The sequence below is a fragment of the Nocardia sp. NPDC127526 genome (assembly GCF_042672265.1).
Taxonomy (GTDB): Bacteria; Actinomycetota; Actinomycetes; order Mycobacteriales; family Mycobacteriaceae; genus Nocardia.
Map to the genome: position 1 here is coordinate 15,983 of NZ_JBHXVO010000048.1, position 21,328 is coordinate 37,310.

The following is a 21,328-nucleotide window of genomic DNA, read 5'->3' on the forward strand; positions in this document are numbered from 1 at the left end:
CGAAGCTACGGCCGCGGACGCTGCTCACCGTGCGCATTCGAGCCCGCCGAGAGTGGAACGACGGATTTGTGGCGGTCTCCTGGATCCCGCGCACCGGCCGCGCGGAATGTTCGGCGACGCGTGGTCTCGGCGAAGGTGGTTGGCTCGCGTGTGGCTGGACGTCGGCCCGATGCTGTGCGCGATCGGGTTGGGGGCCTCAGCGTTCGGGGCCGCCGGGGTTGCAGAGGGCGTTGACGGTTTCCTGGTAGCCGACGGCGGGGCGCCAGGGTTCGAGGTTCCAGCTGGGTTTGTTGGGGGCTACGACGCGGGCCCAGTCCCAGTGGCAGATGAATTGGTCGCGCATGCCGGGGGTGTCGGCGTCCGGATCGGCGGCGAGGATTTCTTGCCAGGCGCGTTCACCGGCGGTGGGGAAGGTGTCGAGGCGGCCGGCTTCGGTGGGGTAGATGAGCAGGCGGGGGCCGTCGAGGGTGTCGGTCCATTCGGTGCGGTCGATGAGGGGCTGGTCGGCGTAGGGGTCGACGGTGGGGACCGGGGTGGCGGGGGTGAGGGGCGGGAGGATGGGGTCGGCGCCCGAGCCGGAGCCGGCGGGGGTGGTGGCGGGGGCGGCCTGGGTGGCCGATTCGAGGGGGACGGGGGCGGGTTGTTCCTCGATGGAGCCGACCACGACCGGGGCGGACTCCTCGGCGGCGCCGCAGCCGGTTAGTACCAGTGCCAGCGCGAGCGCGGCCAGGCCACCGGATAGTTTCCGCGACTGCCGCATGGGCGGTGTCCCTTCCTTGTTGCGCTCACCATGTCCGACCAGCATTGCCGACCGTCATCGCCTGCTCATGTTTCCGTCATCGCCGCAAAAATGACGGCGTCGCGGATTTGCCAGCGGTGGCACTGTGGCCCAGACAGCCCCTACGATGTCACGCGGTGGCCGATTCCCGAAACCCGGGTCCGTCCACCATCGGTGGTACCGAGGACCGTGGTACCCCGCCGCGCGAGCGGCCCGCTGGAACGACTGTAGGGGCAGGATGTGACAACGCCGACTGTGAAATGTCTTGTCTGGGAACCGGACAACACCCTGTGGGACGGCGTGGTGAGCGATTCGAGCGCCGGCGCACCGCGGCCCGACGCCATCCGCGCCCTGCGCATTCTCGCCGAACGCGGCATCATGCACGCCGTCGCCAGCCGCGGCGAACACGCCTGGACCGTGGACCACCTGCGCCGCTACGCGCACTTGGAACGCTTCGCGGTCATCGAGGCGGGCTGGGGCCGCAAGTCCGCGGCCATCTCCCGCATCGCCCACACCCTCGGCGTCGACCTCGAACAGGTCGGCTACATCGACTCCGAGCCCCTCGAACGCAGCGAGGTCGCCCACGCGCTGCCGCAGGTCCGCTGCTACGCCGCCCGCCACGTGGACGTGCTGCCCGCTCTGCAGGAGTTCCGCGCCCCGGTCGGCGACGTCCCCCCGCCCACCTCACCGATGGGCTTCGCTCACATCCACGCCCGCTGACATCCACCGTGCCGGGCGGCGCGCCTCGCCGCCCGGCACGGCCGCGGTTGCCTCACTTGATCATCCGGAAGCGCGGATGCCGCAGCCAGGCGTCGAGGAATTCCGCGTCACCCACATGCGATTCGCGTGGCTGCCTGCGTGATCCGTGGTTGACGACATAGACCCGGCCCGGCAGTTTGCCCAGCGCGTGCGCGGTGCGCTTCGCGATCTCGGCCCGCTGCTCGGGGCTGGGATGCAGCACCGGAATGGTCGCGGGCCAGGCGAACGGCGTAAGCGCACCCCGCATCCCGATTCCCCTCCCCAGCGGGCACCAGGAGTGAAACGACGCCGACCGGGAACTGGTGGCGGCATTTCGCGAGCAGCCCCCGCCACCAGTTCCCGGTCGGTGATGTTTCGGATTGGCAGGTCAGGCGGATTCCATGTCCCCGCTGGTGATCCGGACGATCGGCAGCACCAGCGCCGCCGGTGCGCTCGCCGGCACCACCGGCTGCCTCGGTGCGACCGGTGCAATCCGGCGGTAGCCGCTGCCCGGGGCGGGGCGGGTGTCGACCTCGCCCTTGTTGGGCCACATGGCCGCCGCGCGCTCGGCCTGGGCGGTGATGGTCAGCGACGGGTTCACGCCCAGATTCGCCGACACCGCCGCACCGTCGACAACGCTCAGCGTCGGATAGTTGTAGACGCGGTGGTAGGGGTCGATGACCCCGGAGTCGGCGTCCGCCCCGATCACCGCGCCGCCGAGGAAGTGGGCGGTCAGCGGAATATTGAACACCTCGCCCCAGGACCCGCCGGCCACGCCGCCGATGTTCTCGGCCACCGCGCGGGTGACCTGGTTGCCGACCGGGATCCAGGTCGGATTCGGTTCGCCGTGGCCCTGTTTGGAGGTGAGCTTGCGCCCGAACAGCCCGCGCTTGGTGTAGGTGGTGATGGAATTGTCCAGATGCTGCATGACCAGCGAGATGATGGTGCGCTCGCTCCAGTTCTTCACCGACATGAACTGCACCAGCGTCAGCGGATGCAGCAGCACCGTCCACAGGAACCGCAGCCAGCGCGGCATGCGCCCGCCGCCGTCGACCATGAGGGTCTGCAGCAGGCCCATCGCGTTGGAGCCCTTGCCGTAGCGGACCGGCTCGATGTGGGTGTCGGGGGTGGGGTGGATCGAGGAGGTGATGGCGACGCCGCGGGTGAAATCGCGGTTCGGGTCGACCTTGCGGGTGGCCGCGCCGACGATGGATTCGGAATTGGTGCGGGTCAGCACGCCCAGCCGCGGCGACAGCGCGGGCAGGATCTCCCGGTCGCGCATGGCGAACAGCAGCTGCTGGGTGCCGCGGGTGCCCGCGGCCAGCACCACGTGCCCGGCGGTATAGGTCTTGGGCTGCTTGCGCACCCAGGCGCCGGTGCGCTCGGTGTCGACATCCCAGGTGCCGTCGGGCAGCGGCCGGATCGCGGTCACCGTGGTCATCGGAACGATCTGCGCCCCGGCCTTTTCCGCCAGATACAGGTAGTTCTTCACCAGGGTGTTCTTGGCATTGTGGCGGCAGCCGGTCATGCACTCGCCGCATTCGATGCAGCCGGTGCGCTGCGGCCCAGCCCCGCCGAAGTACGGGTCGGCCACGGTCTTGCCGGCCTCGCCGAAGAACACCCCGACCGGAGTCTGCACGAAGGTGTCGCCCACGCCCATGTCCTCGGCGACCTGTTTGAACACCTCGTCGGCGGGGGTCATGTGCGGATTGCGCACCACGCCGAGCATTTTCTGCGCCTGCTCGTAGTAGGGCATGAGCTCGTCGCGCCAGTCGGTGATATCGCGCCACTGCGCGTCGGAGAAGAATGGCTGCGGCGGCACGTACAGGGTGTTGGCGTAGTTCAGGGAGCCGCCGCCCACGCCCGCCCCGGCCAGGATGAGCACATCGCGCAGCGGGTGGATGCGCTGGATGCCGTAGCAGCCCAGTTTCGGCGCCCACAGGAATTTGCGCAGATCCCAGCTGGTTTCGGGCAGTTCGTCATCGGCGTAGCGCTGCCCGGCCTCGAGCACCCCGACCCGGTAGCCCTTCTCCACCAGCCGCAGCGCGGTCACACTGCCGCCGAACCCGGACCCGACGATGAGCACGTCGAAATCGGTCTCCCGCTGGGTCATCGCAGAACTCCCTTGTCGTCGTCGACAGTGTGGCGGCGGTTACGCTAACGCGGACAGTTGCCACTGTCAACGTTCATCGGTTGCGCTCTCTATGCTGAGTCGCGTGGACCGACACAGCGCCGTGGCGACGGGCCGATACAGCCGCACCCAACTCGCCGAACTCAGCGGCGTGCCCGCCCGCACCATCCGCTACTACCACTCGCTGGGCGTACTGCCCAAGCCCGGCCGCGCCGGCAAGGAAGCCGTCTACACCGACGAGCACCTGGACCGGTTGACCGCCATCGCCGCCATGCAGGCGCGCGGGCTGCGCCTGGAGGCCATTCGTGAGGTATTCGAGGCCGAAACCGCCCGCGACGGCGACTGGCGCGCGGTGTTCGACCCACGCTACTCCGATCCCTCCGACGCCCCGGTGACCGTCACCGACGAGGGCCTGTCGGATCTGCTGGGCGATCGGCGCACCGACATCCTCGACGAACTGCTCGCCGAGGGCTACCTGCACCGCACCCCGGCCGGCTGGCACATCCCCGAACCGGCCATGCTCACCGGCGCCCTGGTCCTCTACGACGTCGGCACCGACATCGCCTTGTCGGGCACCCTGCGCAAACTCATCCGCACCCATATCGCCGCCCTGGCCGACGATATGGTCCGCGCCTTCCGCGAGGCCGCCACCACCAGCTACGGCGGCGAGGACATCGATATCGACCTGGACCGGTTCCGCGACCGCTTCCGCGCCGCCGCCCGCGAGGTCGGCGGCGCCACCCTCGTGGCCGAAATCGAGCGCGCCGCACGCGAACTGGATCATCCGCGCTGAGCACCGGCGGCGCGGTTCGTGTACCTCTGCCCACGCGCCTACCGGCAGGACATCTGCCCATGCGCTTAGCGGGGTGCGCTGTCAGTCCACGGTGACGGGGGAGTCGCAGCTGGCGGGCGGATCGACCAGATGGCACTCGGAGGGGCCGCGCACCGGCCGGTAGGAGGCGGGTAGCCCGTTGGCGGTGACGATCTGGCGGTAGGTGTCCACGGCCTCGGTGGGGCGGCGGGCGAGAGTGGGGTCGGACAGCACGTCGACGGTGTAGAGGCCGAAACGCGGTGTGTAGGAACCCCATTCGTAGTTGTCGGTGAGACTCCAGTAGTTGTAGCCGATGATGTTCATGCCGTCGGCCTTGGCGCGCTGGATCCAGTAGACGGTGTCGCGCAGATGATCGGAGCGGGTGTAGCCGTCGGCGCGGGGCTTGCCGTCCTCGGTGGGCATGCCGTTCTCCACGATCCACAGCGGCTTGTCCGGGAACTGGCGCGAATAGTGTTGCAGCGCATAGTAGATGCCCTCCGGCCGCACCGGCAGATCCCACATGCCCACCGGCGGGGGCACCGAGCCGTCGGCCTGGGCGACGGTCTCGGCGTCATCGGATTGCAGGCCGAAGTAGTAGTCCACGCCGATGAAATCGAGTTTGGCGCCGATGCGCTCGATCAGCGGTCCGTTGACCCGCGTCTCCGCGCCCGCGACATAGCCGACATTGCTGGTGACCTGCGCGCCGGGCTGCACCTGATGGATGTAGTCGTAGGCCCCGTTGTGCACCGCGGCGACGCGGTCGAGCATCTCCTCGGGATTCTGATCGTTCTGCCGCACCTCGTGCATGATGTAGGCGACCGGCTCGTTCACGGTGACCCACAACGGATTCAGCCCCGCGTAGCGGTCCACCACCATGCGCATATTGGCCAGCCAGTCCTCCACGATGCCCGGATTGCGCCAGCCGCCGCGCGCGGCCGCCCAGCCCGGATACACCCAGTGATCGAGGGTGAGCATGGGCCGCATGCCGGCTTGCACGATGGTGGCGATGAGATCGTCGTAGAACGCGAAGCCCGCCTCGTCCCAGCGGTCCGGGGTGGGTTGCAGCCGCGCCCATTCCAGGCCGACGCGGAACACCTTCACCCCCAGTCCGGCGGCCAGGGCGATGTCATTGGGGTAGCGGGAGCGGAAGTCGATGGCCTGGGCGTAGCGGTCCCAGTCCGGATTGGCCTCGATGTAGCGCAGCCAGTTGCTGTCGGCGGAATGCCCTTCGGATTGGAAGCCCGAGGCGGCCACGCCCCACAGGAAGTCCGGGCCCAGCACGCCGGGTGTGGTGGCGGAGGCGGCCGGTGGGGTGGCCGCGCCGATACCGGCGACCGGCAGCAGCGTCGAGGTCGCGGCGAGCGCGGCCGCGACGAGGCGGGACAGCCGTGTGCGCATCGGGACTCCTTCTCGGGACGCTGGGTCGACAATGTCCCGATCGGAGCGTAACTGCCGATTAGCTGGATTCCCGTGCAGGACGAGGCGTGTCGCGCCGGCGACCGGCCGGACGTGCCCGCCGGCGCACCCGTGGCCGCGCGGGCGGTGTGCGCGGCCTGCTCAGCGCGGCAGGGTCACCGGATCGGTGCAGCTGGCCAGGGCGTCCACCAGCGAGCAGCTCGCCGGTGCGCGCGTGGGTAGATAGTCGCCGGGCACGCCGCCGTCGCGGGTGATGGCCGCGTAGGCGGCCACCGCGTCGGTGGGGCGGCGGGTGAGCGACGGATCGTTCAGCACGTCGACGGTGTAGAGGCCGAAACGCGGTGTATAGGAACCCCATTCGTAGTTGTCGGTCAGACTCCAGTAGTTGTAGCCCATCACGTTCATACCGTCGGCGCGAGCGCGCTGGATCCAATAGACGGTGTCGCGCAGATCGTCGGCGCGGGTGTAGCCGTCCGCGCGCGGCGCGCCGTTCTCGGTGGGCATGCCGTTCTCCACGATGTAGAGCGGCTTGCCCGGGAACCGCTGGGCGAAGTGGCGCAGCGTGTAATAGATGCCATCGGCCTGCAACGGCAGCTGCCACAGCGCCGACTGCGCGAACGCGGTGTACTGCGCCACGGTGTCCGGCGACATGCCGTAGTAGTAGTCGATGCCGATGTAGTCGAGCTTCGCCGCGATCTTGTCCAGCATCGGCCCGTTGACGGCATTGTCGGCGGCGGGAATGTAGGCGACATTGCTGGTCACCATGGCGCCGGGCTGCACGGCGTGGATGTAGTCGTAGATGCTGTTGTGCGCCAGCGCGAGTCGATCCTGCATGGTCGGCAGCTCACTGACCGCCAGCCCGCCGTTGCGGACCTCGTTCATCATGTAGGCGGCCGGTTCGTTGATGCTCACCCACAGCGGATCGGCGGGCGCGTAGCGATCCACCACCCGGCGCATATTGGCCAGCCAGTCGCCGACCATGTCCGGATTCGCCCAGCCGCCGCGCTCGGCCGCCCACCCCGGATACACCCAGTGATCCAGGGTCAGCATGGGCCGCATCCCGGCCGCGCGAATGGCGTCGACGACCTTGTCGTAGAAGGCGAATCCGTTCTCGTCCCACACCCCCGGCCGCGGTTGCACCCGCGCCCATTCGATGCCGATGCGGTAGACGCCGACGCCGAGGTTCTCGGCCAGCGCGATATCGGAGGCGTAGCGGGTGTAGAAGTCGACGCTGTTCTCGTAGGGGTCGTAGTCGGGGTGCGAGGCGATGTAGCGGGTCCAATTGCTGTCGGGCGCATGGCCTTCGGACTGGAACCCCGAAGCCGCCACGCCCCAGTGGAACCCGGCGCCGACGGCGGGCAGGCTCGCCGGCGCGGGCGCCGCGGCCGCCGGTGCGGCGCAGGCGAACACGGCCAGTGCGGCGGCGGCGAGGGCGGCCAGCGAGTGGCGGCGGGTGTGCGAGCGCATGGGACTCCTCCGGCTCAAAGCGAACTGGGCGGCCGTCCAGCATTATGGCGGACCCGCGCCCTCACGACACGTGGTTCGGCCGAATGCGCGGAGTCGACCTCGAGATCGAGATAGCGCGAGGCTAGCGCCGCGGCCCCGAGATCCTCCAGCACCTCGAAACCCGTGTCGCGCAGCACCCCGGCGAGCACGCCCGCGCCCTCGGCCGGATAGTCGAACACGATCTGCGAGCCGGCGGCCAGCGCCGCGGCCCGGTGCAGGCTGCCCAGCGCCGCGGCGCACTCGCGCCGCGCGCCCAGCTCGACAACGAACGCCGGGCTCGCGCCGTCGAAACCCAGTGCCGCGCAGACGGTGTCGAATTCGGCGCGGGTCACCTGCCACACCCGCAGATCCGGATACGGATTGTGCGCGGCGAAGGTGTCCAGCCCCGTCCCGATCAGCACCGCCTGCCGCATTCCCGCGGACACCGCCTCGGCGAGGCAATCCTCGGCGAACCGGCAGCGCGCCGCGGTGAGCAGCCGGCGGTGGATGCGCCGGCACTGCGGCGGCAGCGGTTCGGGCCGCCCGTCACAGGTGGCGTGGGGTTCGCCGGTCGCGGTCGTCATGGCCGGTCTCTCGTCCGGGAGTGCGGATCAGTCGCGATGCCACGGCCCGGCGGGCGGCCAGCCGGGCATCTTCGGCATCTTGGGCATTTCCGGCATCGGCGGCATCTCTGGCATGGGCGGAATGGGCGGAATCGGTGGGACCGGCGGTATTCCGCCCCCGCCGAAGCGCTGGAACGCGGCCTGGCGCGAGGTGCCGAACACCTCCCCGATCTCGGCCCAGGTGCGACCCTCCTCGCGCGCCTGCGCCACCAGCGAGCGCAGCACATCGTCGACGACATTGTCGAGGCTGCGCGCCGCCCGCAGGGCGGCCATCACCGAGGGCGCCGGTGTCCCGGCGGCCGGGTGCAGCACCTCGGCCAGGAATTCGGCATTGGTGGACAACAGTTTCGCGAGTACCGCGCGCTCGTCGGCGGGGTCTCGACGGGGGGAATCGGCCATATGTAAACGATGCCTTTACGCGAATCTCGTTGTCAAGGAATGATTTACAAGATCAACTGGCTGGACGTTTGCTGACCCGCCCGGCGCGGCGCCCGGCGCGCCGACGGTGCGGGACCCGCCTGGATTGCTGTTTTCCCGGCAGCTGCGTTTACGCTTTCGCCGGATACGTCCGGCGCGACCGGAAATCCGGGGGGATCTGTAGCAAATCCGGGTCGCCGGCGATATGCCGACGGCGACCGATCAGCTCGGCCACTGCGTGCACTTACCCGGCTCGACGAACAGGAGCGGTGATGAGCCACGACGACGATCCGTGCGGCGACGCACCGGGACAGGACCCGGCCGACCGGGTGGTGAACCTGTTCGGCTGGTCGGCGCCGGCCGATCCCGGCCTGGCCCCGCCGCGTGATCGCATCCCGCCCCAGTGCGCCGAGAGCCTGGGCGATCGCGTCGCCGGCGCCGACACCGCCTGGAATCACACCGATTTCGCGACCCGGCTCAACAAGCTCTTCGATGCCGGCGCGCCGGCCGAGCGCCGACCGCACACCACCGCCGAGGTCGCGGCCGCGCTGACCGCCTCGGGCTATCCCATCTCCAAGCCCTACCTGAGCCAGTTGCGTTCGGGTCAGCGCACCAACCCCTCCGACCAGACCGTCGCCGCTCTGGCGAGGTTCTTCCGCGTGCGCCCCGACTACTTCTTCAGCGACCGCTACACCGCCCGGGTCGACAACGATCTGCGCCTGCTCACCCGGCTGCACGGCGCCGGCGTGCGCCGGCTGTCCGCGCGCGCCTTCGACCTGAGCGAGGAATCGCAGAACCTGCTCACCAGCATGGCCGAGCGACTGCGCCTGAGCGAGGGCCTGCCCAAGATCCCGCCCGACGGCTCCGAGTAGTGAATCACCCTGGCGTGCACCATCAGCCGACCTCGGCTGCCGGAAGGCTCACGCGGGTGGCGAGCTCACCCGCCCGATGGCTTGTTCCGCCTCGGCGACCAGCCGGACCACCAGATCGGCGGCCGACTCCAGCGCGGTCACCAGGCCGACGCCTTCGCCCGCCCAGATCGGCGCGGCATGCGGATCGTCGCGGTATTCCTGTTGTGCCGCAGCGAGATCGGCCAGCAGTTCGGGTTCGCGGCCGCGCCAGCGATCGAGGAACGCATTGCGCAGCGTCCGCGCGGGATACTCCGCGGGCCACCCGGCGCCGCGGGCGATATCGAGGATGCGATTGCGTTCGGTGTCGTCGCCGCTCGCATCGAGCAGCGCCTTGGCCCCCTCGACGGTGATCAGCGCCTCCGGCGTCGCTTGAAATCTGGTGCCCAGCAACGCACCCGACGCGCCCAGCACCAGGGCGGCCGCCAGCCCGCGCCCGTCGCTGATCCCGCCCGCCGCCAGCACCGGCGTGTCCCCGGCCAGGTCGGCGACGGCGGGCACCAGCGGCAGGGTGCCGCGTGACCCTTCGCCGTGCCCGCCCGCCTCGCTGCCCTGCACGATGAGCACCGAGGCGCCCACATCCAGGGCCCGCCGCGCGGCGTCGAGGCCGGTGACCTGGATCAGCAGCGGGATCCCCGCGGCGCGAACCATTGTCGCGAAGGGCGTCGGATCGCCGAAGGACAGCATGATCGCCGCGGGCGCCCGTTCGACCGCCCAGGCCACGGTGGCCGGTTCCACCGCCCAGGTCTGAAACCCGATGCCGAAGGGGCGAGCGGTGTTCTCCCGCGCCAGCTTCCACTCCCGTTCGAGCCAGGCGATCTGCTCGCGTCCGCCCCCGATCATCCCGAGCGCCCCGCCATTGGACACCCCCGCCGCGAGCACGCCGCCGGCGATACCGCCCATGGGGGCCGAGACGATCGGATGCTCGATTCCGAACAATCGCGTGAATGGTGTTGTCAGAACCATCGATTCATCATGGCAGCCCGGCGACCGGTGCGGTGACGGTATTGGAATGCTCGCTCTATGGCGCCTGGAAGCCGCCGATCTTCTGCTCGAGCAGTTCGGCCAGCCGCAGCGGGGTGCGGTCCTCGAACATCGGGCCGATGAGCTGCACTCCCACCGGCAGGCCCGCGGGGGAGCGGCCCGCCGGGACGGCGGTGGCGGGCAGGCCGGGCATGGTGGCCATGCCGGCCCAGACGAGCTGGTCGAAATACGGGTACTCGACCCCGTCGATGTCGATGCGCCGGTCCTCCAGGCCGCCAGTGTGGTTGTGCGGGAAGGCGGGAGTGGGCGTGATGGGGCACACCACGGCATCGAACTCGGCGAAGAGCTGCCGCCAGCCGTGGCGGTGCAGTTCGCGGCGGTTGTTCGCCGCGACCCAGTCGCGGTGGCTGAGCACCGTGCCGCGCAGCCGCGCCGCATCCAGGCTCCGGTCGTCCCCGCTCAGGGCGGCGGCCCGGGTTCGCAGCTGTTCGTACACCTCGGCGGGCAGACTCGCGGCCGCGTTCGACAGCATCAGCTGCATGTAGAGCGTCGCCGCTTCGGCCGGATCGGGCAGCAGCGGACTGTGCCATTGGACGCGGGCACCCTCCTCGGCGAGCGCCGCGGCGACCCGGTGCACCGCCGCCCGCACCGCCGATCCGGTCGGAATGAGCGGATGGTCCTCGAGGACCAGGACGCGGAAGTCGGCCGGCCGCTCGTGGCGCGCGGGCGGCAGTGCGAGGTCGTAGGCGATACCGTGGGTCAGCGGGTCCGGTCCGGCCATGACGTCGAGCAGCAGGGTGAGGTCGCGGGCGGTGCGCGCCATCGGGCCGACCACGGCGAGGTCGAGGTCGACCGGCAGGGCCGGCGCGGTCGGCGCGACCATGCCGCGGGCCGGCGCCAGCCCGAGGCTCGGCTTGTGCGCGTAGATGCCGCAGAAATGCGCGGGGGTGCGCAGCGAACCGGCGAGGTCGGAGCCGAGGGACAGCGCGCCGAATCCGGACGCCAGGGCCGCCGCCGAACCGCCGGACGACCCGCCCGAGGTGCGGTCGTGATCCCACGGATTGTTGGTGGTGCCGTAGATGTCGTTGAAGGTCTGGATATCGCGCAGCGTCGCCGGCACGTTGGTCTTGCCGAGGATCACCGCGCCGGCGGCCCGCAGCCGCGACACCTGGACCGCGTCCGCGGCCGGGACGTGGTTCGCGTGCTGGGGCATGCCCCAGGTCGTGGGCAGCCCGGCCATGTCGTAGGACTCCTTGACCGTCACCGGAATGCCGAGCAGCGGCCGGTCCTCGCCGCGGGCGCGCGCCTGATCGGCCCGGTGGGCGGCGGCGCGCGCACTGTCGAAGGTGCGCACACAGATCGCGTTGATCGCCTTGTCGTCGCGCTCGATACGGGCGATCGCCTCGTCGGTCAGCTCCGCCGAGGTCACCTCACCGGCACGCATCGCAGCTGAAAGCTCTTCGGCCGAACGAAAACTCCACTCCATGAATTCGACGGTATTGGCCCGCCGCGGTGGACATAAAATGTTGATCCGCGCAATCAGCACAGTCGAACGGGCGGCCTGCGGTTCGAATCGACGCATTCGTTCCGCCGAATCCCCAGGTCACGAAGTCGACACGGTCGGCTCGATCGGTGCAGGCCAGGAAATGCCTTTTCGCACAACGGGACAGTTCTCACAAGGGCGGCCGTGTTCCCCGTCCGCACCCCGGCGGGCAGTGCGGTGTTGCATTCGATGCAATTCGGCCTGGTTTCGCCGCTACAAGCCGAGTTTGGTGACGGCGTTGTCTTCCAAGGGGTTTGCGGTGCGGATGTAACCGTGCACGGTGCGCGGATTGGACCAGCGGCCCTGGCGCATGATTTCGCGGTCGCTGGCGCCGCCGAGGGCGGCCTGGGTGGCGAAGCCGGCGCGCAGGGAGTGGCCGGAGAACAGGGCGGGGTCCAGGCCGGCGCGGGCGGCGTATCGTTTGATCAGTTCGGCGACGGCGCGGCCGGACATGGGGGTGGCGGCGATGGCGCCGTGGCGGGAGATGGTGGGGAACACGGGCAGTTCCGGATCGGTCAGGGTGGTGCCGGTGAAGCCGTGGCAGCGGTGGATGCGGGAGTCGGCGGGCGGGTTGTCGGCCAGCCAGGCGCGCAGGGTGCGGCCGGCGGTGTGCTGGGCTTCGCGCAGGCGGGTCCAGTCGGCGAAGGCGCAGACGGGGCAGGTGCGGGGGCGCCGGCCGCGCGGGAGGGCGACGCGTTGTTCGGTGACGCCGGTGGGGTCGGTTTTGGTGGTGGGCAGCTGGATCAGCAGCAGGGGTTCGCCGCTGGCGTGGTCGGTGTCGACGCGGATATCGCCCAGGCGCAGGCCCGCGATCTCGCTGCGGCGCAACGCGCCCGCGAAACCCACCAGCAGCAGCAGGGTGTCGCGGCGGCGGGCGGGTTCGGTGGGCCATTCGGGGGCGGGCAACTCGGCCAAGAGCTGGTCGAGGGTGTGCAGCAGCACGGGGCGTTTGCGCCGGGGCCGGGTGCGCCGCGTGCGGCGAATACCGCGCAGGGTCAAGCGCACCACGTCCGCGCGGGTGGGGGAAGCCAGGCCGTTGGCGGCGTGCACCGCCGCGATGGCGGCGGCCTTGCGTTCGAGAGTGGCTGCGCTGTACGCCCATTCGCCGCCCGCGCGGCGGGCGTCGGCGGCCGCGGCCAGGTACACCGCCACGTCGAGAGGATCCGCGGGCAGGGCCTGCCGGGCTTCGGCGGCGCACCAGGCCGACCACGCCACCCAGTCGGTTCGGTAGGCGCGCACCGTATTCGGCGACTGTGAGGCCTCCAGATACCGGTGCAGCGCCCCGGCCTGGTCGGCGTCGAATCGCTCCCGCACCAGCCGCAGTGCCGCCGCGTCCACCAGGACGCTGCGCACCCCGCGCCGCAGTTCGGTCTGCACCGAATCCGGCAGTGCCACAGCGGCGGACCGCGCCTGCACTATCACTACCTGCTCGTCGGTCACGTCGTTCTCTTCACGGGTGCGGTCGGCCTCTTCACGGGTGCGGTCGGCTCCGATACACGCTCGGCATACCCGACCGATCGTATTCGCCTGCGTCCGAACCGCCTCGCCGACATACGGAACCGACGCCGGACTTCGACGCGGCGATGCCACGGCCCGGGTGTGCGGGCCGCGGCATCGGCGGTGCGGGAATACTTGCCGGTTACTTGTTCCAGATGGCGGCGACGCGCTGCTCGTTGCCGATCTGGTAGTAGTGCGCGTGCACGAGGCGATAGCCGTTGGCGGTCATCTGGTTCGAGGTGGCGAAGAAGGCGTCCTCGGTGATGTCGTGGCGCGCCTCCCACGCCCGCCCGTCGTTCTTCTCCCAGATGCCGACGAACCGCGACGCCCCGTCGACCTCGTAGCCGCGCACCTGGGTCAGGCGATAGCCCTGCGCCAGCAGCGAATCGAATTCGGCCTGATAGGTCTTGGAATCCACGCCGTGGCGCGCCGCCCACGCCCGGCCGTCGTTGAGCGTCCAGGTGCTGGTGTAGCGCGGGTCGGGACCGTCGGTGGCGGTGATATCGACCAGGCGGTAGCCCTGGCCCAGCAGCGAGTCGAATTCGGCCTGATGCTCGGCGCCGGTGAGGTTGTTGCGGTAGACGGTGGTCTCCTGCTGCGGTGCGGCGTCGCCGCCCTGGGCGAAGGTCACCGTCCAGTGCCGCAGATCGCCCTCGTAGATGACCGCGACGCCGACCCGAGTCAGCTGCCCGTCGAGCATGATCGCCTTGTGCCCGGCGGAGTTCCACCAGAAGTCGATGGCGTCGGCGGCCTCGACACCGATGCCGTAGAAGTTGATTTCGGCGATCTTGGACGAGGCGGGCACACCGCACTGCGCGAAGCGGGTGGCGATATCGCGGCCCAGGGTGTCGACATGGTCGGCGGGTGAGGCGCCGCGCTGAGCGCTGTCGGTGCTGGCCCATTCGGCCGGCCGGGCCAGGGTCTCCGCATGGGTGACCGCGCCCACGCCGTTCTCGGCGCGCAGCACATTGATGGTGTCGAGGACGCCGCGTTCCTCATCGCTGAGTGCGAGCGACGCCGCCTCGACATCGCAATTGGTGAGCGGCGCCGCCGACGCGGTCGGCAGCGCGAACAGGGCGGCGCCCGCGGCGAAAGTGATCGCGAGGGCGGTGGACTTGAGCTTCACGTGTGGATTCCTTGTGCTGGTTGCTGGGGGTGCGCACAAAGAATGCGAGACGCCGCTAACCGGTTTCTCGCCGCAAACTAACGAGCGAACAAGCCACGCAACGCGGCATCGGCGACCGTGGTCCCCGGCGCCGGCGAATACTCGGTGATCCCGAGCCCCGCGAGGGTGAACCGCGCGGTGAGCGCCTCGAGTACGGCGCGCACCTGCTCCGGATGCGTCCCGCCCGGCTCCGGGTACAACAGCCCGTCGACGTGGCTCGGATCGAGCACGTCGACATCGATGTGGACGTACACACTGTGCACGCCCATGGCCGCCACCGCCTCGACCAGCGCCGTTGGATCCCGCAGCCGCGCCACCGGGAACCAGCGAATCTTGTTGTCCTCGATGAACTCCCGCTCCGGCGCATCACACGAGCGCACCCCCGCCAGCACGAGCCTGCCCGGATCCAGCCGCTGCCCCGGCGGCGGCGTCAGCGCGTCGGGCCCCTCGCCGAGCAGCGTCCGCAACACCATCCCGTGAAACGCCCCCGACGGCGACGACTCCGGCGTATTCAGATCCGGGTGGGCGTCGAACCACACCACCGCGACGTCGTCCCCGTGACGCGCCACCGCCTGCGCGATCGGCCCCAACTCCACCGCGCAGTCCCCGCAGACGGTGACCACCCCGTCGACGCCCCACCCTGCGACGAGCGCGGCCACCGTGTCCCGCGCCCGGGTCAGGACCTCGAAATGCCGCACCCCCTCCGCGACATCCCCACCCTCCGAACCGATGTCGGCGACGGTCCGGGGCGCTCCGGGAAACAGCCCCGCGAGCACCCGCGCCCCGCCCGCCACCAGCCGCGCCTGCGCGGATCCGGACCCTTGCCATTGCGGGACGACGAGAACATGACTGGGATCGATCATTTCCCGAGTCTGCCCCCGATGCGCCCGGCGATCCACCGCTTTCCGCCGCCGCGGGACTACCAGCCGGGCAACGGTTCTCGCGCCGCCAGCCATGCCGCCGGAATCCCGGTCACGCCCGGGCGATCGGTGCTGCCGGTGAAGGCCGCGACGATCCCGCCGACGATCGCCCCGGTGGTGTCGACATCCCCGCCCGCGGCAATACAGGTCGTGATGGCGGTGGGGTAGTCGTGCAGATGGGTGGCGGCGACCCAGAGCGTGAACGGAACCGTGTCCTGCGCGGTGACCCGCGACCCGTTGCCGAGTTCGTAGGCCGCCTGCTCGGCGGACGTGCCCAGCAGCGTCCGGGCGCGCCGCACCAGCCTACGGGTGTAGCCGTCGTCGAGGCGATCGAGGACTGCCGTGATGAATTCCCTCGGGGTGGGCCGAGTTCCGGCGCGTCGTGCCGCGCCGGCCTGGGCGGCGGCGAGGGCGACCGCGACCGCGCCGGCAATGCCCTCGGGGTGCAGATGGGTCACTTCGGCCGAGCGCACCGCCTCGGCGGCCGCGCGATCGAGGTCGCCGGCGTGATAGGAGCCCAGCGGCGCCACCCGCATGGCCGCGCCATTCCCGCAGGATCCCTGGCCGCCGAAAGCCGCGCCCGCCGCCTCGCGCCAGGGAACGCCGTCGCGGATGCGGTGCAGGGTGACCACGGCGCCCGCGCCGTAGCCGCGATACGGTTCGCAGCGGTCGGCGAAGGTGGCCGCGAGCCGGTGCTGATCGATGGTGTGGTGGTCGCGGAGGTCGGCGACCAGATTGCAGGCCATTTCGGTGTCGTCGGTCCATTCCCACGGTCCCGCTGGGGGTTTGCCTGCGAGCAGGTCCGGGATCGATCGGCCGACCATGAAGAACTGTGCGCCCAACGCGTCGCCTACCGACAGCCCGTCGAGCGAATCGAGCATCAAATCTTTGTGCATACGCCGCCGATCCTAGCCAGCCCGAGGACGCGGCGGCCAGGTGATATTCAGGCGGTGAGGCCGACGAGGCGGGCGCTGTCGGTCCACAGCGCCTGCGCCAGTTCGTCATTGCGGGCCAGTGCGGAGGGATCGATCCAGGTGAGTTCGCCGTGTCGTAGCGCCGCGTAGGTGTGGCCCGGTGGCGGTGTGGCGGTGCCGAGGGCGAGGTCGGTCAATGCGGCGGCGGCCGCGGCGCGGGTGTTGAGGACGGGGCTGACGCGGCGGATGGGCGCACCCAGCGGGCCGCCGAACAAACGCCACGCAAGCTGCAAGGGCAGGGCCAGATCTCGGGCCAGGCCGGTGCCGAAGACCTGGCCGGGGTCGTAGGCGATGGCGGTGAGGTGACGGGCTTCGAGGTCGGGATCGGCCTGCAGGGCGCGGACGGTGAGGACCGTGCAGAGTTTGGCGGCGGTGTAGGCGTGCTGGCCCGCCTTGACGGCGTTGGGATGGCGGTGGGGATCGCGGTCGGGGTGGGCGAGCAGGTCGGCGTCGGCGTGGCGCGGCGGCGCCAAGCTCGCGCCGGTGGCCGGGTCGTGGGTTCCGCTGGTGGTCAAGATGATTCGCGCCTTGTCGGCGATGGCGGGCAGCAGCAGGCGGAGCAGGAGATAGTGGGCGAGGTGGTTGACGGCGAAGGTCGTCTCATAGCCGTCGGGGGTGCGGCCGGTGTCGTCGGGCCGGATGCCGCCGGCATTCAACAGCAGGACGTCGATGCGGGAATCGCCGAGTTGTGAGCGCACCTCGGCGGCGAAGGCGCGCACCGAGTCCAGGCGCGTGAGGTCGAGCGGGAAGGTCTCGGGGCCGGGGGATCGGGCCCCGAGCAGAAGCCGGGTGCCCGCGGGCCGGGTGAGGTGCTGGACGGCGAGGGCGCCGAAACCGGAAGTGCCACCGGTCATCACGATGGTCGTCACGATTGTTCCCCTTCGAATGCGAACGATCGGCTGACGCTTCCGAGTATCGCGCGCCGTCACGCGACACCGCGAGGGTGCGGCGCACGTCTGGACGCATCGGCAGGAGTTTCGGATTCCCGGTGACAGCCGTGGCCGCGGACGTTCGTGCGGGTGCGCCGAACCGGGCGATCGGGGCCTAGTCCGGGAGCATCGGCACCGACATGCCCTCACCGCGACGCAACAGTGCCGCGCGAGTGACCGCGCCCGCGCCGAACCGGGTGTGCAGCGCATCCAGGGTCGAATCGAGGGTCGAATCGGCGCGCGGTTCCAGCGGCAGGGTGAGCTGCATGGTGTCGGCGTCCTCGAGATTGGTCAGCGACAGGCCGATGAGGGTCAGTCCGCGATCGTGAATCATAGGCATGGCCGCACCCAGCAGCGTGCGCGCGGCGTGCAGAATGGCCGTGCCGCTATTGGTCGCCCCGGGCAGCGTGTGCGAGCGGGTGGCGCGGCCGAAATCATCGAATCGCATGCGCAGCACCACGGTTCGGCAGACCCGGTTGGCCGCACGCAGCCGGCGGCCGAGCCGATCGGCCAGCCCGTGCAGGTAGGCCTCGAGCTCGTCGTCGGTGCGGGCGCGGCGGCCGAGGGCGCGTTGCGCGCCGATGGATCGCCGACGCCGTCCGGTGTCGACGCGCCGCGGATCGCGCGCCCACGACAGGGCGTGCAGATGCCGCCCGGACGCGGCGCCCAGCGCCGCCGCCAAGGGCCCCTCACCCATCTCCGCCAGCTGCCCGACCGTGGTGATCCCGCGTTCGCGCAACTCCCGCGCGGTCACCTCGCCGACGCCCCACAGCCGCTCCACCGGCAGCGGATGCAGGAACGCCAGCTCCCGATCGGGCGGAACCTCCAGCAGCCCATCGGGTTTGGACACCGCACTGGCCACCTTGGCCAGAAATTTGGTCCGCGCCACCCCGACCGAGATCGGCAACCCCACCTCGGCTCGCACCCGGTCCCGCAGCCCGCGCGCGATATCGACCGGCGCGCCCGCGATCCGCCACAACCCGCCCACATCCAGGAAGGCCTCGTCGATCGAGATCCCCTCCACCTCCGGCGTGGTATCCCGGAAGATCTCGAACACCGCCTTGCTGGCCTGCGAATACGCACCCATCCGCGGCGGCACCACGATCGCGTGCGGGCACAGCCGCAGCGCCTGCCCCGCATTCATCGGCGTCCGCACCCCGAACGCCTTCGCCTCATAACTGGCCGCCAGCACCACCCCGCCGCCCACGATCACCGGCCGCCCCCGCAGCCGCGGATTGTCGCGCTGCTCGACCGAGGCATAGAACGAGTCCAGATCCGCATGCAGAATCGACGCCCGCACGGGGCGGCGACCACTGCTTTCGAAACCGGACACGAACATATGTTCGCATAGGTGCCCCGCTGGTGATCAAGCGTCCCGGCAGGATCCCCGAGTTCAAGGACGGCGAACCACGAGGTGATCGTTCACGCGGGCAGATGGTCGGGGGAGCCGGGGACCGCGATGTCGAACTGCCAGGGGCCGGGGCGGCCGGGGCGGGCGGCGGCCCGGGTGTGCAGGTCCAGGTAGTCGGCGCGGGGGAGGTCGATGGCGCCGAGGGAGGTGAGATGGCCGGAGGCGACCTGACAGTCGATCAGGGCGAAGTCCCAGGCGGCCAGTTGGGCGCAGAGCCAATACAGCGCGACCTTGGAGGTGTCGCGGGCGCGCGAGAACATGGACTCGCCGGCGAAGGAGCGCCCGCACGCGACGCCGTAGAGGCCGCCGACGAGTTCACCATCGCGCCACACCTCGACCGAGTGTGCATGACCGAGGTCGTGCAGCCGCAGGTATGCCTCCAGCATGTCGGAGCCGATCCAGGTCCCGGCCTCCTGCGCCCGCGGTCCGGCGCAATTCGCCATCACCTCGGCGAACGCGCGATCCATGGTGACCCCGTAGTCGGCCTTGGCGACGGACCGGCGACAGGACTTGCTCACCCGCAAACCGGTCGGCACCAGAATGCTCCGCGGATCCGGGCAATACCAATGAATCGTCTCCCCGGGGTTGTACCAGGGAAAAATGCCCGCGGAATAGGCCCCCAGCAGCCGCTCCGGCGACAGATCCCCGCCGAGAGCCACCAGTCCGGACGGATCCGCGAATTCGACAGGCGGAAAAGGCTGATCGGGATCGACGAGCAACATCCGCATCAGGTCGGTAGCGTCGGTCACCGACCAGACCTTACCGACCGGAGCCAACACCCTCGGACCGCGACGACGGCCCCGCCGTCGCCCACCGCGTATTCCCCGCTGCCCCTTCAGGTTCTGCGCGAGATGAGCATGATGTATTCGCAGGGCGCGTTCGTTCGGTTGGCGAAGCCGTGGTCGGCGTCGGCCTGGAAGAACACCGAGTCGCCCGCGTTCAGGGTTTCGCTGATTCCGCCGATCGCCACGGTGAGGGTGCCGTCGAGCACCACGAGTTGTTTCTCCGTCCCCGGCGGATACGCGGGCAACAGTCCGGTGGAGACCTGTGCGGGGAGGTAGTGGACGATCATCTCGCCTCCGCCCGCGCCCGGGGCCGCCGACACCATGTGCCGCTCGAAGCCGGTTTCCGGGTCGCGGAACACGGGGCGATCGCTCTTGCGCAGGACGACGGCCACACCGGAGGCCGGCGCATCCGGCCCGCCGATCAGGTCCGAGAGTGACACGTCGAGCGCGTGGGCGATCCTGGACGCGACGCCGATCGTCGGGCTCTTCTCGCCGCGTTCGACCTTGGACAGCATCGCCCGGCTGACCGACGAGCGGGTGGACAGCTGCTCCAGCGTCAGGCCCGCTTCCTCGCGGCGCCGCCGCACATTGGCGCCGAACGCGCCCGCCAGGTCGTCACCGTGCGATGGCTCGTCCACGTTTCCGTCTTGCTCGACCACCGTGCTCCTCGATCGATGGATTACTTGTCGCCACAGTCTAGATTTCTCCCAAAGAAGAATTTAGTCTTCCATCGGAGACGCGCTACATGCGCCAACATGATGGAGGTTTCCATGCGTTTGATTTCGAGTGGCCGGCACCATGCCACCTTCGAATTCGGTGAGCTGCGGGTGATCTCGTTGCGAGACGGGTACATCGACATGCCGCCGACCCGGCTCCGCGACGAGGCCGGGCGCCCGCTCCCCGTGCTGCCGCCCGTCGTGCCGCTGGTCGGCGACAACTTGCGGCTGTCGGTCAACGCCTTCTTCGTCACCGACGGCACGCGATCGGTTCTCATCGACACCGGTGCGTCCGACAATTGGCACGACCCCACCATGGGATTGCTCTACGACGCGCTCGACGAAGCGGGAATCGACCGCGCGCAGATCACCGATGTGGCCATCACCCACCGGCACGAAGACCATGTGAGCGGCCTGATCGCGCCGGACGGTTCGGAGGCGTTCACCGCACTCGAGCGCGTGTGGATCGGCGCGGGCGACGCCTCGGTGTTCACGGGCCGGCTCGAGCCGCTGCGCGACCGGGTCGTACCCGTGTCCGAGCAGGTCGCGATCAACGACTGGACCACCGCGATCCCGGCGCCGGGCCACACACCCGGGCACACCGTCTACGACGTCGGCAGCGGCGCCGGCCACCTTCTCGTCTGGGGCGACACCGTGCACGTCCCCACCCTCCAATTCGAGCAGCCGACCGTGTCCTGGGAACTCGACGGCAACCAGTCCCAGGCCCGCACCGCGCGAGCCGCCCTCCTCGACCGACTGACCCGGCCACACCACTTCGTGGCCGGCGCCCACCTCGACTCACCCGGCATCGCCCGCGTGGCCCCCGCCGGCGACGGTTATGCGCTGGAATACCTCGCACCCCCGATCGGCTGATCGAGCCTGTCGGCGCCGAGCGGCCCTACATTCTGATCGGTCATCGGCATGAGCCCGCACCGCAGGAGTCGTAAGGCGTTCTCTTCGTTGACCTTCCGATGGTCGCGGCGGCCGCACCCGCCCGCGCGCCCCCCCGCCAGACACTGCAAATATGTGTGGGCCCCGAACAAAGGGCGTGCCCCGCCGGCGGGCGTAGGGAAAGGATAGCGGGGTGGAAAAAAAGC

General features: G+C 70.2%; 21 protein-coding genes. 4 read left to right on the forward strand and 17 right to left on the reverse strand.

Features of this window, described 5'->3' with window-relative positions:
• Positions 1 to 196 precede the first annotated feature (196 nt).
• Positions 197 to 805 carry a DUF2599 domain-containing protein gene (locus ACFVIV_RS37510; protein ID WP_379204839.1) on the reverse strand — a complete coding sequence of 203 codons (609 nt, stop codon included), beginning with the start codon at positions 803 to 805 and terminating at the stop codon, positions 197 to 199.
• A 213-nt stretch (positions 806 to 1,018) separates the two neighbouring features.
• Here ACFVIV_RS37510 and ACFVIV_RS37515 point away from each other — a divergent pair, with 213 nt between their 5' ends.
• Complete coding sequence (locus tag ACFVIV_RS37515; protein WP_379204841.1) at positions 1,019 to 1,498, forward strand: hypothetical protein; 480 nt, start codon at positions 1,019 to 1,021, stop codon at positions 1,496 to 1,498.
• Between the two features lie 52 nt (positions 1,499 to 1,550).
• Here ACFVIV_RS37515 and ACFVIV_RS37520 read toward each other — a convergent pair whose 3' ends face one another.
• Together ACFVIV_RS37520 and ACFVIV_RS37525 are read right to left on the reverse strand one after the other, a co-directional pair.
• Entirely contained in the window at positions 1,551 to 1,784 is a 234-nt protein-coding gene (locus ACFVIV_RS37520; protein WP_379204843.1) for a DUF6368 family protein, read from the reverse strand.
• Between the two features lie 120 nt (positions 1,785 to 1,904).
• Positions 1,905 to 3,629 carry a GMC oxidoreductase gene (locus ACFVIV_RS37525; protein WP_379204844.1) on the reverse strand — a complete coding sequence of 575 codons (1,725 nt, stop codon included), beginning with the start codon at positions 3,627 to 3,629 and terminating at the stop codon, positions 1,905 to 1,907.
• A gap of 103 nt (positions 3,630 to 3,732) precedes the next feature.
• On the opposite strand from ACFVIV_RS37525, the gene ACFVIV_RS37530 reads away from it, so the two are divergent.
• The gene (locus tag ACFVIV_RS37530) at positions 3,733 to 4,440 is read left to right on the forward strand and encodes a MerR family transcriptional regulator (protein WP_379204846.1); all 708 of its coding nucleotides are present in this window, start codon (positions 3,733 to 3,735) and stop codon (positions 4,438 to 4,440) included.
• Between the two features lie 81 nt (positions 4,441 to 4,521).
• On the opposite strand, the gene ACFVIV_RS37535 is transcribed toward ACFVIV_RS37530, so the two are convergent.
• From ACFVIV_RS37535 to ACFVIV_RS37550, 4 genes are all read right to left on the reverse strand, one after another.
• A complete protein-coding gene (locus ACFVIV_RS37535; RefSeq protein ID WP_379204848.1) occupies positions 4,522 to 5,856 on the reverse strand; it encodes a family 1 glycosylhydrolase in 1,335 nt (444 codons plus the stop codon).
• Positions 5,857 to 6,015: 159 nt separating this feature from the next.
• Positions 6,016 to 7,341, reverse strand: coding sequence for a family 1 glycosylhydrolase (locus ACFVIV_RS37540; protein ID WP_379204849.1), 1,326 nt, complete (start codon positions 7,339 to 7,341; stop codon positions 6,016 to 6,018).
• Between the two features lie 14 nt (positions 7,342 to 7,355).
• Positions 7,356 to 7,943 carry a class I SAM-dependent methyltransferase gene (locus ACFVIV_RS37545; RefSeq protein WP_379204851.1) on the reverse strand — a complete coding sequence of 196 codons (588 nt, stop codon included), beginning with the start codon at positions 7,941 to 7,943 and terminating at the stop codon, positions 7,356 to 7,358.
• A gap of 27 nt (positions 7,944 to 7,970) precedes the next feature.
• The gene (locus ACFVIV_RS37550) at positions 7,971 to 8,381 is read right to left on the reverse strand and encodes a hypothetical protein (protein WP_379204853.1); all 411 of its coding nucleotides are present in this window, start codon (positions 8,379 to 8,381) and stop codon (positions 7,971 to 7,973) included.
• 434 nt (positions 8,382 to 8,815) lie between these two features.
• Here ACFVIV_RS37550 and ACFVIV_RS37555 point away from each other — a divergent pair, with 434 nt between their 5' ends.
• Positions 8,816 to 9,271 carry a helix-turn-helix domain-containing protein gene (locus ACFVIV_RS37555; RefSeq protein WP_379204873.1) on the forward strand — a complete coding sequence of 152 codons (456 nt, stop codon included), beginning with the start codon at positions 8,816 to 8,818 and terminating at the stop codon, positions 9,269 to 9,271.
• Positions 9,272 to 9,319: 48 nt separating this feature from the next.
• Here the strand turns inward: ACFVIV_RS37555 and ACFVIV_RS37560 are convergent, their stop codons facing one another.
• The 10 genes from ACFVIV_RS37560 to ACFVIV_RS37605 all read right to left on the reverse strand — a co-directional run bounded on the left by ACFVIV_RS37560 (position 9,320) and on the right by ACFVIV_RS37605 (position 20,174).
• Positions 9,320 to 10,273 carry an NAD(P)H-dependent flavin oxidoreductase gene (locus tag ACFVIV_RS37560; protein ID WP_379204854.1) on the reverse strand — a complete coding sequence of 318 codons (954 nt, stop codon included), beginning with the start codon at positions 10,271 to 10,273 and terminating at the stop codon, positions 9,320 to 9,322.
• 55 nt (positions 10,274 to 10,328) lie between these two features.
• Positions 10,329 to 11,777: an amidase gene (locus ACFVIV_RS37565; RefSeq protein WP_379204856.1), complete on the reverse strand. Its 1,449-nt coding sequence runs from the start codon at positions 11,775 to 11,777 to the stop codon at positions 10,329 to 10,331.
• A 270-nt stretch (positions 11,778 to 12,047) separates the two neighbouring features.
• Positions 12,048 to 13,250, reverse strand: coding sequence for a site-specific integrase (locus ACFVIV_RS37570; RefSeq protein WP_379204875.1), 1,203 nt, complete (start codon positions 13,248 to 13,250; stop codon positions 12,048 to 12,050).
• Between the two features lie 223 nt (positions 13,251 to 13,473).
• On the reverse strand, positions 13,474 to 14,457 hold the full coding sequence (locus tag ACFVIV_RS37575) for a CAP domain-containing protein (RefSeq protein ID WP_379204858.1): 984 nt from the start codon (positions 14,455 to 14,457) through the stop codon (positions 13,474 to 13,476).
• 77 nt (positions 14,458 to 14,534) lie between these two features.
• The gene (locus ACFVIV_RS37580) at positions 14,535 to 15,359 is read right to left on the reverse strand and encodes an arginase family protein (RefSeq protein WP_379204860.1); all 825 of its coding nucleotides are present in this window, start codon (positions 15,357 to 15,359) and stop codon (positions 14,535 to 14,537) included.
• A gap of 56 nt (positions 15,360 to 15,415) precedes the next feature.
• Positions 15,416 to 16,312, reverse strand: a complete 897-nt coding sequence (locus tag ACFVIV_RS37585) for an ADP-ribosylglycohydrolase family protein (RefSeq protein WP_379204862.1) — start codon at positions 16,310 to 16,312, stop codon at positions 15,416 to 15,418.
• 47 nt (positions 16,313 to 16,359) lie between these two features.
• Complete coding sequence (locus ACFVIV_RS37590; RefSeq protein ID WP_379204864.1) at positions 16,360 to 17,259, reverse strand: SDR family NAD(P)-dependent oxidoreductase; 900 nt, start codon at positions 17,257 to 17,259, stop codon at positions 16,360 to 16,362.
• A 175-nt stretch (positions 17,260 to 17,434) separates the two neighbouring features.
• Positions 17,435 to 18,658, reverse strand: a complete 1,224-nt coding sequence (gene dinB, locus ACFVIV_RS37595) for a DNA polymerase IV (RefSeq protein WP_379204866.1) — start codon at positions 18,656 to 18,658, stop codon at positions 17,435 to 17,437.
• Positions 18,659 to 18,741: 83 nt separating this feature from the next.
• A complete protein-coding gene (gene aat, locus ACFVIV_RS37600; RefSeq protein WP_379204867.1) occupies positions 18,742 to 19,479 on the reverse strand; it encodes a leucyl/phenylalanyl-tRNA--protein transferase in 738 nt (245 codons plus the stop codon).
• 86 nt (positions 19,480 to 19,565) lie between these two features.
• On the reverse strand, positions 19,566 to 20,174 hold the full coding sequence (locus ACFVIV_RS37605; protein ID WP_379204869.1) for a helix-turn-helix domain-containing protein: 609 nt from the start codon (positions 20,172 to 20,174) through the stop codon (positions 19,566 to 19,568).
• A 111-nt stretch (positions 20,175 to 20,285) separates the two neighbouring features.
• Here ACFVIV_RS37605 and ACFVIV_RS37610 point away from each other — a divergent pair, with 111 nt between their 5' ends.
• Positions 20,286 to 21,104 carry an MBL fold metallo-hydrolase gene (locus ACFVIV_RS37610; protein ID WP_379204871.1) on the forward strand — a complete coding sequence of 273 codons (819 nt, stop codon included), beginning with the start codon at positions 20,286 to 20,288 and terminating at the stop codon, positions 21,102 to 21,104.
• Positions 21,105 to 21,328 lie beyond the last annotated feature (224 nt).

What these genes read in the sequence shown, in the direction of transcription:
- ACFVIV_RS37540 (WP_379204849.1), bottom strand. Translation starts at nt 7,341, where the DNA reads ATGCGCTCGCACACCCGCCGCCACTCGCTGGCCGCCCTCGCCGCCGCC.
- ACFVIV_RS37545 (WP_379204851.1), bottom strand. Translation starts at nt 7,943, where the DNA reads ATGACGACCGCGACCGGCGAACCCCACGCCACCTGTGACGGGCGGCCC.
- ACFVIV_RS37525 (WP_379204844.1), bottom strand. Translation starts at nt 3,629, where the DNA reads ATGACCCAGCGGGAGACCGATTTCGACGTGCTCATCGTCGGGTCCGGG.
- ACFVIV_RS37560 (WP_379204854.1), bottom strand. Translation starts at nt 10,273, where the DNA reads ATGGTTCTGACAACACCATTCACGCGATTGTTCGGAATCGAGCATCCG.
- ACFVIV_RS37565 (WP_379204856.1), bottom strand. Translation starts at nt 11,777, where the DNA reads ATGGAGTGGAGTTTTCGTTCGGCCGAAGAGCTTTCAGCTGCGATGCGT.
- ACFVIV_RS37520 (WP_379204843.1), bottom strand. Translation starts at nt 1,784, where the DNA reads ATGCGGGGTGCGCTTACGCCGTTCGCCTGGCCCGCGACCATTCCGGTG.
- ACFVIV_RS37535 (WP_379204848.1), bottom strand. Translation starts at nt 5,856, where the DNA reads ATGCGCACACGGCTGTCCCGCCTCGTCGCGGCCGCGCTCGCCGCGACC.
- dinB (WP_379204866.1), bottom strand. Translation starts at nt 18,658, where the DNA reads ATGTTCGTGTCCGGTTTCGAAAGCAGTGGTCGCCGCCCCGTGCGGGCG.
- ACFVIV_RS37550 (WP_379204853.1), bottom strand. Translation starts at nt 8,381, where the DNA reads ATGGCCGATTCCCCCCGTCGAGACCCCGCCGACGAGCGCGCGGTACTC.
- ACFVIV_RS37610 (WP_379204871.1), top strand. Translation starts at nt 20,286, where the DNA reads ATGCGTTTGATTTCGAGTGGCCGGCACCATGCCACCTTCGAATTCGGT.
- ACFVIV_RS37510 (WP_379204839.1), bottom strand. Translation starts at nt 805, where the DNA reads ATGCTGGTCGGACATGGTGAGCGCAACAAGGAAGGGACACCGCCCATG.
- ACFVIV_RS37585 (WP_379204862.1), bottom strand. Translation starts at nt 16,312, where the DNA reads ATGCACAAAGATTTGATGCTCGATTCGCTCGACGGGCTGTCGGTAGGC.
- ACFVIV_RS37580 (WP_379204860.1), bottom strand. Translation starts at nt 15,359, where the DNA reads ATGATCGATCCCAGTCATGTTCTCGTCGTCCCGCAATGGCAAGGGTCC.